The following is a 12,344-nucleotide window of genomic DNA, read 5'->3' on the forward strand; positions in this document are numbered from 1 at the left end:
TAGGGAAGGTGCAATGTTTAAGGTAAAAGTGTGGGATGGCTTTGTAAGAAGCTTTCATTGGTTATTAGTATTGAGTATTGCTGCGCTTTATTTTAGTGCAGAAGAGGGCATGATCGAACTTCATTTTGTAGTTGGCTTTTTTACTTTAGCGCTTATTTCAACACGGATTATATGGGGTCTTATAGGCAGTAAAACGGCAAGAATATCGGCATTACTGCACTCTCCTAAATCGGTGCTTGCTTCTTTTAGCGGCAAAAAAATAAATGATGTGGGCCATTCTGCACCAGGTAGTTATATGGTGTTATTATTTTTTATTCTGATCATAGCGCAGCTAGTAAGCGGTTTAATGAGCAGTGATGGTATTTTAACTGATGGCCCGTTAGCGCAGTATGTATCGAGTGACACGATTGATTTGGCCAATTGGCTGCACCATATTAATTTTGATATTTTATTTTATGCGATTATTTTGCATGTTGTGGCTATTATTGCTTACAAAATTAAAGGCAAGCCTTTGGTCAAAGCAATGATCACCGGTAATAAAGCACTAGCAACAAAAAGCTCAGAGCCAGAGACAAAGTCACCATGGGTTGCATGGGTTATATTTTTGGTACTACTGGTTTTATTAATGAGTACCTGGGGAAGTGAGCATTTAAGTTATTTGCTTAGTTAAAAAAAGTGGCGCTAATACAGCGCCATTTTTGTTCTTAATACACCGTATATATTAGTCTTTGAATTGCTTATGACAATCTTTACAGCCTTTAGCCCATGCACCAAACGCTTTACCAATAACAGCTTTGTCACCGGTTTGAGCTGCTACAGCAAGTTCATCAGCATATTGTTGAAATGCTGTCGCTTTTTTCATAAAAGTATCGTTTTCAGACCATACCGCAGGAAGTGCTGATGTATCACCCTTATCAGTACCTGCGTAAAAAGCTTCCCAAGGCATTTTAGACAATGCCGCTGCGTTATTTGCACGCTGCTTAAATTGCTCTGCATCAAAAGGAATTTTACCCCTAAGCATAGCACCCATATCGCCTATTTGAACTGAAATCATAGAGAATGCAGCTTGGCGATACTCAATCGCATCACTCGGCTCTTTAAATGCAGAATTTGCAGACACGCTAAATGCGCATGTAGATAGTAACGCCCCGATAAATACTTGCTTCAATTTCACTTTGCTCTACTCCTTTGACGGTTATTTGATTATCTTTGTATCTTAGCTCAGGCTTTAGTTCAAGGGAATGCATAGATTATTACTTTGATATAAATTGACGGACCTTGGAAATAATCAGTTTTAACTCGTCTTTTTTGTGAATGTTTGTAAATACCTTGTTGTTGATGGTGTTGGGGTTGTGTACATTCGGTTATCATAAAAATAACCAATTAAGAGCATTTATGAAAAATAATATTTTTAAGTTGTCAGCGTTGTCTGCTGCAATAGTAATTTCGCTATCAGGGTGTGGTGGAAGCGATAATGATAATAACAATAAAGCCCCAGTTGTTACTGATGTAGCACCAAAAGCGAGTGATGTTGCTGTAAGCGATCAAAAACAATGGATCCCAGTAACTGCCGAATTTAATGCAAGTGACCTTGATGGTGATACATTATCATTCAGCTTTACTGAAAACGGTGAAGCTGTCGTTGCTGAAGACGGCGTGTTCATGTTTAGCCACGGTGCATTAACAGTCGATGGTACATCATTTACTTACGTGCCAGTCACAACTGAAGACGCAGTAATCGATTACACGGTGACAGCTAACGGTAAAACAGCATCTGCACAAATTATGGTTTCAGGTACTATTGGTGACCCACTAGCAAATCAACAATGGCACTTGAATAATACAGGCCAAAAAGCTTACGCCTTAAGCGATGAGATGAAACAAGGCCTTATTGATTTATATGTTAATCAACGTGGTTTTACTGAAGAAGAGGCACAAGCACGTTTTGATGAAGACTTCGCTAAGTCAGAAGCTGAAGAGCTTGTTGTTGGTGAAGACATGAACGTAGCAGCTGCTTATGCGCAAGGTGTTACAGGTGCGGGCATGACTGCTGTTGTTGTTGACTCAGGTATGGAAATTCGCCACGAAGATTTAATTGATAACGTATTGCCTAACCGCTCTTTAAACCTGGACGCAGAAACATTAGACCGTACTGACCCTACAAGCACATCTAACAGCGGTGACCATGGTACTAGTGTTGCAGGCTTAATTGCAGCAAAAGGTTGGAATGGTAAAGGCGGTCGTGGTGTTGCACCTGATACAGGCTTAATTGGTATGAACTACCTTGGTGGTGAGAAAGTAGCGCAAACTGATCTACTTGTACATGGTTTCCCTGGAAGTGGTATTAGCACGTCTGAAAGCATTTCGGCGTTTAACCGTAGTTACGGTATTACATTCCCGACATTTATTGCTTATTCAGAGCTTGATGAAACAATAGAGTCTTACCCAAATCTTTACCTTCGTGATGGTAAAGGTGCACTAAACATGAAATCGAGCGGTAACTCTTTTGTTGGTGATGAGAGCGAAGGTTCATTATGTGAAGATAACGGTGCTAACGAGTTAGGGTTAACTTGTTATAATGGTGCATTTGAACCTAGCCAAGGTCATCCTTATTACTTAAGTGTCGCAGCTGTAAATGCAAATGGTAAGCACACTAGCTACTCAACTGCAGGTGCTAACTTAATGGTTTCAGCGCCAGCGGGTGAATATGGTCGTTGGGCTCCAGCAATGGTTACAACTGATCAAATGACTTGTATTAATGGTTATTCAGGCTTCAATGGCCGTTCTATAACCGCTTGGGCTGCAGCCTATGGTGAAGAGTTTGCTGCAAGCCAATACCCATTTAATTACCCAGGGCATGAAGATAACGCAAGTTGTAACTACACATCTACATTTAATGGCACATCGTCTGCTGCGCCAAATGCATCAGGTGTGGTATCGTTAATTCTTTCAGCCAACCCTGAACTAACTTGGCGTGATGTGCGCCATATATTAGCATCAACCAGTACTTTAATTGATGCAGATAACGCAGCTGTTAATTTAACTGTAGGTGAAGGTGAGTTTGTTGCTCATGACGGTTGGGTTGAAAATGCTGCCGGTTATAGCTTTAATAACTTATATGGCTTTGGTCGAGTTGATGCTGGTGCAGCTGTTGCAATGGCTAAATCTTACGAAGCTTCATTAGGCGAGCAAGTAATCACGAATTGGAAAGGTTTTGGTTCAGTTGTTGCTGAGGATGCGCTAGCACTTGAAATCCCAGATAACAACGCATCGGGTTTAACACAAGAAATCGAAGTGACTGAAGAGCTGAATATTGAAGCAATGCAGTTTAAGTTTGATGTTAGCAACTCTGAGATGGTCTTAGATTTAAGCGATGGTACACAAACATCTGCTGGTAACGATTTAGCGATTGAAGTTACATCACCAGCGGGTACCCGTAGTGTGTTATTGTCATCTAAACAAGCACTGTTTTACCCAGCATACAGCTTCACTAATGGTTGGAGCATTGGCTATGTATTAAAAGACGCAGTTATGCTTTCAAATGCTTTTTACGGCGAGTCTACTAAAGGTACTTGGAAAATCCGCTTACTAGATACAAGTGCAGATAGCTTTGCATTGAGTGACGGTGGCGATAATGGTTTAAGTGCAATTGGGATAAGCAATAATAGCTCAGCGAGTGTTCTTGAAGGTGTATCTCTTCGCGCATTCGGTCACGCAGGTCAAGAGTAAGGATTATAAAAATGAAATTTAATAAATTAATCGTATTAAGTGCTGCCGCGTGTATCTCATTAAGCGCAACAGCTAACACTAGCTTTGATAAAGAACTTGAGTTACCTAAAAAGCAGGTTGCTAGCTTAAAGTTTGATAAAGCCGACTTTGGTTCTTATAAAGTAGAGAAAGGCTTACGTTTAGTGCCGTCTAGTGTTGCAGCAGAAGAGCATGTAGTGATGAAGAAGGGCGATATGTCAATTGTTAATGTTGCTACTGACTCAGAATTAGTTACTAAAGGCTCTTTAGTTCGCAATATTCTGACTAATAACTTAAGCACATTATCAGGAAACATTACTATTCTGTTAAAAGACGGTAAAACTGCAAGCGATGTTGCATCAGCAACGGGCTTAAAGGTAGTATCTGTTTTCCCAGGCACTAAGATTGCGGTTATGGCTGTAAATGAAGGACAAGATATTTTAGCGGCTTCAGAGCAGCTTAAAGCATCTGGTTTTTCAAAAGAGGCTAGAATTGAAGTGTTAGAAACTATCTACACTGTGCAATAATTTATTTTAAATCAATAATAAAAAGCCCCGTGTAACTAAAGTTACACGGGGCTTTTTATTAATCATTCATATCAATATCGGCAAATATCATTCCTCGACGCATACTGCGGGTTGCCAAAAAAACCTCGCCAAGTAATGACATAAATGCACATATTAGCAATGCCATTGCACCAACAAAACAACTACCAATAGTAACGCCTAAATTAATCGACTGTATGTGCGATAAAAATAACAGCATAACCACGGCACATACTAATAATGCGCTTAAGACACTTAAGCTGAAGGCTATGTGGATACATCGAGAACGTTTTAGGAGCGCTCTTAATTCTGTGGTTAAGGATAAGTTAAACTCCTCATCCGTACTAACTTTTAATTTTCGTTCTAACTGTCTGGCCCTGTCTGTAATACGTGCTAAACGGTTGGATAGCACCCCAAGTGTTGCTGCAATACCCGTAATTAAAAAAACAGGGGCAACGGCTGTTTGAATGACTTTAGCCATAGTTAAAATATTAATTACATCATTGTTCATTTTTTTCTCAGTGTTTACATTTTCGTTTACATTTTCGTTTACATTTTTTTACAAAGTTAGTTGCTTCTTTTTGGTGTTTTAAATCAGTTGTTTACGCTATTTTTGTAAGGTGTTCTGTTTTTTATGTAATTTTAATGTAGCAATGCTGTTGCTCATACAAAGGTTGGCGTTTTATATTCGGTTACATAGCCAAAGAATTAAATATAGCAAATACAATAATACATAACCTATCTTAGGGGAAACAATGTCTAACAATATAATTAAAAGAACAGCAATCGCGACAGCTGTATCAAGTGCACTTGTGGCAACGATTTCTAATGCTGCGACTTTGCCTGACGCTACAATGACCAATAAATACGCAGAGCAAATTAAGGAAATAGCTGCTGATAAAAAAGCACCTTCTGCACATATGATCGTTCTTAAGGCAAAAACGTCTGTCGATGCAGTTGCTGCTGGGACTTACCAATCATCTTCTAATCGAGAAATAACGGCGCAGATTGAGCAGCTTCAAGATATGATGACTGTTGAGTTAAATAGCTTAGATTTTAATGCAAAAGTAATTGGTAAAACTAAAATTTTAGCACCAACCTTGATTGTTCAAGCAACCCCAGAAGCGTTAGCTCAAATTTCAAAAGATGATCGCGTTGCTAAAGTTTTACCAATGTTCGATCGAGAATTACATGTTGCTGCGAGCTCTGAATATATCAATGCTAAACCACTTATTACTGATGGTATTGCAAGTGGTAAAGGCCAACGTGTTGCAGTGCTTGATACAGGTATTGACTATACGCATGAGGCGTTTGGTGGTGAAGGTACAGTTGAGGCTTACCTAGCTGCACAGGCTGATCCAACGTCAGTTGCATGGCCTCAAGGTATCGTGCAAGGTGGTTACGATTTTATTCGTGATGATGCAGATCCTATTGAAAATGACGCGGCTAACTCTCCATCAACGGGTGATCCAACAAATCACGGTACATCATCTGCAAACTCAGTAAACGGTATTGCACCTGATGTTGAGTTATATGCATATTCTGTATGTGGTGGTGGTTGTCCAAGTGCAGCACAAGCAGCAGCATTAGAAGCGGCAATGGATCCTAACGGTGATGGTGATATTTCAGACCGTGTTGATGTAATGAACATGTCTCTTGGAGGTGAGTTTGGTGACACTTACACTGGTGGTGGTACACAATACTTAGTTCAACGTGCAGTTGAGTTAGGCGTAAATATGGTCATTTCTGCTGGTAACGATGGTGACAACCCGTTCCGTATTGGTGGTCCAAGTACTACACCTAATGCACTATCTGTCGGTGCTATGACTCACCCAGCAACTGAAGTTGGTATTGCTGAGGGCGCTATTGCAGGCCTTGAAGGTAATATCCAGCCATCAGGTTTTGGCCCACAAGAAGCCTATACTATTTCAGGTGCTGATATTGATTTAGTTTACCCTGAAGCAAATCAGGATGGTTGTGTTGAGTTCTCTGCGGATGTGGACTTTACTGGCAAAGCAGTATTAATTGACCGAGGATCATGTAACTTTACTGATAAAGTTTTACATGCTCAGGCTAAAGGTGCTGAGTTCGTAATGATTGCAAACAATGTAGATGATGGTACTCCTGCATCTATGGGTGGTTTTGATGCTGCAGTTACAATTAAAAATGTAGGAATTAATTTTGCTGCAGGCGCAGCATTAAAAGCTCAGCTGGCTGCTGGCGGTCCTGCAACATTTGATATTAGTGTTGAATTTAAAGCAACAGCTGGTGCGGTTGCTACATTCTCATCGCGTGGTCCTTCGATGGATGGTTTATTAAAACCAGAAATTACAGCGCCAGGCACAAGTATTGATGTAGCAGCAGCAGGTACTCAAACGGGGACTAATCCTGTGTCGGGTACGTCATTCTCAGGTCCAATTACAGCCGGTGCGGTTGCTATGATCCGTGAAGCACATCCAGAGCGCAATGCGTTTGAGATTAAAGCAACAATAATGAATGCTGCGAACTTAAATGTAACCAATGAACCTCTTGATATAAACCCTGACTCAGAGCTTGCACCAATTAGTATGATAGGTGCTGGTTTAGTTGACGTTACTAAGGCGGTTAATCTACCAGTTGCGGCATGGGTGCATGACGGAAAGTTTGATACTAAACAAGCTGCGCTTTCTTATGGTTTAGTGAGCCTTTCAGAAACAGACTCTATCACTAAAACGGTAACCGTTAAGAACTTCTCTGCAGATGCAAAAACTTATAACCTTCGCACAGAAGCGCGTTATCAAAGTGATATTGATACTAACGCAGTTAGTTGGGATTTCCCTGAGTCTGTAACAGTTCCTGCAGGTCAAGCGATTAACTTTGATATTACAATGACGGTTGATCCAACTAAATTACCTGTATGGGAATTAGAAAACCCGTTCAGTGCAGATGACATTGCAGCAAGAAGTGCAGCATTAACATCAATCGAATTTGATGGTGCGTTAGTATTTGATGATGCATCTACAGATGGCGATCATGATTTACACCTTGTTTATCATGCAATGCCAAAGGCGGCGACTGAATTAAGTTACTCACCTGAAGTTGTTAATAATGAAATGGCATTAGTTATTGAAAACACAGGTCAAACAGAAATTACGCCCCAAGCTGAAAGTATAATTGCAGTGGGAACAGCAAAAACATTTGAAGAGGCTGAGTTTAATATCCTGTCTACTACTTTCACTGCGTTTAATTCAGAAGCGTGTGATTCAGGTGTATTTATAACTTCTTCCATTCAATTGCGAGATCCATTAACACATGTATTCCAAGCTGGCTACAGAGTTGAAATCGACACAGATAATAACGGTGTCTCAGATCAGTATATGCAAAACTATAACGATCGTGGTCGTCAGACTGCATTCCCTGGTCGTAGTCGTACTCTAATTGGTACAACTGATGGTGCGGGTAATGATACGTTGGCATGGGCTACTCCGCTTTACCATGCGGCAGGTGAGGATACAATTACCTTCTCTGGTTGTTCTGAGTTGATGAACATTGATGCAGCAATGATTGGCGAGCCAATGAACTTTAAGGTATCAGTGGGCTACCCTAGCTATCAAACAGGTGTTTACTTTGAAACTGATAGCGTAACAGGTTCAACGGTATTTGGTGTACAACCTCAGGTACAGATTACTTCACTTGAAACGGGCGAAGCCGTTTCTTCAATTATGCCAGGAGAGAAAGCGGTTGTTTCTGCAAGTGGTCCGTTTGCACTATCGCAAGGTTCAGGCACTAACCTTATTAAAGTTATGGCAGCTGAAGATCTAGAATTACCAGACGTTGAAGCACCAAAGCTGGTTGGTGGTGAGTTTAGTGTTTCAGAAGATGCAGCGGATGGAACCGTGGTAGGTGCGCTTACTATTGAAGAGTCAGAGTTAGATTTGGCCATTTCAGAGTATTACGTACAATCAAATACAAATATTGGTCTTGCTGTTGATGCAGATGGACAAATTGTGGTTGCAGATACAACTTTATTAGCTGGTGATACATCTGCAGAAATGGAAGTTGTTGCTATTGATGTTCGTGGTAATGTATCTGAACCTGTAATGGTAGCTGTTAGCATTACAGCGCAAGTAGCACCACCTGTTGTTACTCCAGAGCCAGCGAAGAAAAGCTCTTCAGGTTCAATGGCTTGGCTAACATTGCTAGTTGCACCGTTTGCATTTATGCGTCGTCGTAAGCAAAAGTAATGTACTAACTTAAATGTTTATAAAAGGGAGCTTCGGCTCCCTTTTTACATAGCTTCACAAACTAAATTTCTGTGCTATTAAATATTAGGTATATTTAACAAAAATAAAAACTACAGAGATTCTAATCAATGAAACATACCCCATTTGTTCTTACTTTTATTTCCTTAGCTATTTTAGGGGGATGTAACAAAGCTCCTGACGTTGAGCAATCAGCAAAAATTGAAAACGCAGCTGCTAAAATCGCAGTCATGCCGCCTATTGCGAAGAAAGTACCGTATAAAATGACAGTCCATGGCGACACGCGTATCGATAATTATTATTGGATGCGTGATGATGAGCGTAAAGCTCCTGAGGTAATTGGTTACCTTGAGGCTGAAAATGCTTACACAGATGAAATGCTTGCGCATACAAAAACGTTACAAACTTCGTTATTTGAAGAGCTAAAAGGGCGAATTCAAAAAGATGATGATTCAGTGCCAGTTAAAAAAGGTAACTATTATTATTCGTCGCAAACTCGCGGCGATAATGAGTATGCTACTTACTTACGCAGTAGTGATTTTGCAGGCACCGATCAAGAAGTTATTTTAGACGTAAATGAATTAGCTAAAGGCCATGACTATTTTGCGGTTAGTGGCCTAAATGTAAGCCCAAATGATAACTTAATGGCGTATGGTGAAGATACGGTGAGTCGCCGTGTTTACAATATAAAAATTAAAGATTTAAACACGGGCAAATTACTAGAAGACACGCTTGAAGGGACTAGTGGTTATGTTGTGTGGGCGAACGACAATAAAACTGTTTATTACATTAAAAAAGATGCGCAAACCTTACTCGGTTATCAAGTTTATCGTCATACGCTTGGTACATCACAAAGCGATGATGAGCTTGTATACGAAGAAAAAGATACGAGCTATTACACAGGTATGAGCAAGAGCAAAGACGGCTCAGAAATTTATATTTGGCATAGCAGTACTGATGCATCGGGTTTATCAGTACTGAGTGCAAACGATGTAAATGCTAAGCCAAAGCGTTTAATTGAACGTGAAGCCAACCTTGAATACAGCATTTCAAAATTAGGTAATACTTATTACATTGTGACTAATTTAAATGCGGTTAACTTTCAGCTTATGAAAGTTGATATTGATAAAGCCGGTGATAAAGCAAATTGGCAAAGTGTGATCCCTGCTCGCGAGGATATTAAACTCGAAGACGTTGAGTTATTTGATGACTACTTGGTATATCAACAACGTGAAATGGGTCAATCAACACTGATTGCGCGTAATTTAACATCAGGCAAAGAGTTACCACTAAGCTTTAACGACAGTGCGTACACGATTAATGCGTACGGTAATAACGAATTAAACAGCGATACGCTACGTGTGTATTACACCAGTATGACGACACCGGGTTCATCTTATGATGTCAATTTGGCCACTGGCGAAAAAACATTATTAAAGCAACAAGCGGTATTAGGTGACTTTAACGCAGAAAACTACGCGTCTGAGCGTATTTTTGTCACAGCACGCGATGGCGTAAAAGTACCGGTGAGTTTGGTGTATCGAAAAGAGCTATTTAAAAAAGATGGCACTAACCCATTATTGCAATACGGCTATGGTTCGTATGGTGCAACAATGGATCCTAGTTTTTCTTCTGCACGATTAACGTTGCTTGACCGTGGTTTTGTATTTGCAATTGCCCACGTACGTGGTTCGCAAATGTTAGGGCGCCCGTGGTACGAAGCGGGTAAATTACTCACTAAAAAGAACACGTTTAACGACTTTGTAGATGTTACTAAGTCATTGGTAGCTCAAGGGTATGGCGATAAAGAGCAAATTTTTGCCCAAGGTGGCAGTGCTGGTGGTTTATTAATGGGCGCAGTGGCAAACCAAGCGCCTGAGCTATATAAAGGTATGGTGGCTGCGGTTCCATTTGTTGATGTGGTTACTACTATGCTTGATGAGACTATTCCGCTTACAACTAACGAGTATGGTGAGTGGGGTAACCCTAACGAGAAAGAATATTACGATTATATGTTGTCGTATTCACCATACGATCAAGTTAGTAAACAAGACTACCCTAATATGTTAGTAACAACAGGTTTGCACGACTCACAGGTTCAATATTTTGAGCCAGCAAAGTGGGTTGCAAAACTGCGTGACTACAAAACAGATGATAATAAACTACTATTTAAAATAGACATGGAAGCCGGCCATGGCGGTGCGTCTGGTCGTTTTAAACGCTTAGAAGATGCCGCGTTAAATTATGCATTTATGCTTGATTTAGCCGGTATAAAAAAATAGCCACACCCAAATTCAACTAAGTAATGAGCCAAGGCGTAACGTTAAGTTACGCCTTTTTTTTGTGGCAAATTAAAGCTAAAAATAGTGCCTTTGCCTATCTCACTTTGAACATTTATTTCACTGTCCATAAGCTTTAATAGTCCACGACAAATAGCAAGCCCTAACCCACCTTGTTGACGGCCCGCTTTATTAGAATTACTAGCTTGGTAGTGGGGATCAAAAATAGCTTGTAACTCATCATGTTTAATACCAACTCCGGTATCCGAAACTTGCACAAATAATTGATAGTGGTTACTTCGTCTTACGCTAACCTCAATACTGCCACCAAGGGGAGTATGCCTAATTGCATTATCGATTAAGTTACTTAAAACGCGCTCAAGTTTGGCTATGTCGGCGATGACAGGGAAGTCACAAATTTCTGGCTCAACCGATAAATTAATGCCTTTTTGTTGCGCAACAATACTAAACTTAGCAATACAATCGTAAATTAGCTCTCCTAGGTTAAATGTTTCTTTATTAATGTTTATTTGGCCATTTTCTAAGTGAGCAAGTTCAAAAATTTGCTCTATAAGTTGCTTTAGCTGTCCACAGTTATTTAATGAGACTTGCAAGTATTCTTGCTGTTCTTGTTTACTTAGTTTGTCACCTGACTGATTTAACACTTCTAAAAAACCTTGTAGAGAGGCTAGTGGTGTTCGCAGATCATGGGAGAGGTGAGTAAGCAGCTCTTTACGTTGTTTATCACCTTGCTCAAGTGCTTTAAATTGCTCGTTTATACGCGTTATCATCGCTTGAATACTTCGACCTAGGCTGTGGACTTCGTTGCTTTTTTGATTTGAATAGTGACTTAGTTTTGTATCGGTTAGGCTATAGTTAGCAGCCTCAATATTGCTCACATCTTTTGCAAGACGTTGAATAGGGCTTGTGAAAAATCGCAGTAAAATAAGCATCGCAATAAATAAAAAAACGAGTGTTGAGCCAAGCCACATAGCAGCCACTAATAACGAGTCGTTACTTTTTATATTATTGAGTGAGGTGTCGTATGCCTCACCACCAATAATTATATATAAATACCCTTGTAATGCATTGTTGTTAAATACAGGCGCCACAGAAAATATTTTTTGTTGCTGTGGGTCTCGTGGGTTATCACCATAAATAGGTGTTGTGTTTGGGTGGGCAATCAGCTTTTTTAGCGGCTCTAAATTAACGTGTGAGCGCTTTACTTTTCCGGGTTCTGCGGAGTAAGTCAATATTTTTCCGCGCTGGTCTACAAAGTAAAATTCAAAGGCAGGGCCTAACAGCATTAGAGTATGAAACAGGTTTTCAAGGGCTTCGTAATCGTATACGCCTTCTTTTATTAATGGATTGTCTTGTACTAAATGTTCAGCCAGTGCTAAATGTAAGTTTTGTTCGCCATGGTGTTTGGAGTTGAGTTCTAATTGTTTACTCCAGCTATAAACTAGCGCACAAATAAAACAAAAAATAACGGCTAACGACACTGCTAATTTTTGGTACAAAGAAAGTTTCAT

At 40.1% G+C, this 12,344-nt stretch carries 8 protein-coding genes; 5 read left to right on the top strand and 3 right to left on the bottom strand.

The window, feature by feature from the left end:
• The first annotated feature begins 13 nt into the window (after positions 1-13).
• Positions 14-670: a cytochrome b/b6 domain-containing protein gene (locus tag P3J6_RS01655; RefSeq protein WP_198522059.1), complete on the top strand. Its 657-nt coding sequence runs from the start codon at positions 14-16 to the stop codon at positions 668-670.
• A 51-nt stretch (positions 671-721) separates the two neighbouring features.
• On the opposite strand, the gene P3J6_RS01660 is transcribed toward P3J6_RS01655, so the two are convergent.
• Entirely contained in the window at positions 722-1,174 is a 453-nt protein-coding gene (locus P3J6_RS01660) for a c-type cytochrome (RefSeq protein ID WP_198522060.1), read from the bottom strand.
• A 221-nt stretch (positions 1,175-1,395) separates the two neighbouring features.
• On the opposite strand from P3J6_RS01660, the gene P3J6_RS01665 reads away from it, so the two are divergent.
• Entirely contained in the window at positions 1,396-3,729 is a 2,334-nt protein-coding gene (locus tag P3J6_RS01665) for a S8 family serine peptidase (protein ID WP_178954489.1), read from the top strand.
• A gap of 11 nt (positions 3,730-3,740) precedes the next feature.
• A complete protein-coding gene (locus tag P3J6_RS01670; protein ID WP_178954491.1) occupies positions 3,741-4,274 on the top strand; it encodes a S8 family serine peptidase in 534 nt (177 codons plus the stop codon).
• Positions 4,275-4,332: 58 nt separating this feature from the next.
• Here P3J6_RS01670 and P3J6_RS01675 read toward each other — a convergent pair whose 3' ends face one another.
• Positions 4,333-4,803: a DUF2721 domain-containing protein gene (locus P3J6_RS01675; RefSeq protein WP_178954493.1), complete on the bottom strand. Its 471-nt coding sequence runs from the start codon at positions 4,801-4,803 to the stop codon at positions 4,333-4,335.
• A gap of 244 nt (positions 4,804-5,047) precedes the next feature.
• Here P3J6_RS01675 and P3J6_RS01680 point away from each other — a divergent pair, with 244 nt between their 5' ends.
• Both P3J6_RS01680 and P3J6_RS01685 read left to right on the top strand, forming a co-directional pair.
• Entirely contained in the window at positions 5,048-8,515 is a 3,468-nt protein-coding gene (locus tag P3J6_RS01680; protein WP_198522061.1) for a S8 family serine peptidase, read from the top strand.
• A gap of 128 nt (positions 8,516-8,643) precedes the next feature.
• Entirely contained in the window at positions 8,644-10,815 is a 2,172-nt protein-coding gene (locus tag P3J6_RS01685; protein ID WP_138605459.1) for a S9 family peptidase, read from the top strand.
• Positions 10,816-10,856: 41 nt separating this feature from the next.
• Here the strand turns inward: P3J6_RS01685 and P3J6_RS01690 are convergent, their stop codons facing one another.
• Positions 10,857-12,344: a sensor histidine kinase gene (locus P3J6_RS01690; protein WP_138605457.1), complete on the bottom strand. Its 1,488-nt coding sequence runs from the start codon at positions 12,342-12,344 to the stop codon at positions 10,857-10,859.

This window comes from Pseudoalteromonas sp. 3J6 (assembly GCF_903995135.1).
Lineage (GTDB): Bacteria > Pseudomonadota > Gammaproteobacteria > Enterobacterales > Alteromonadaceae > Pseudoalteromonas.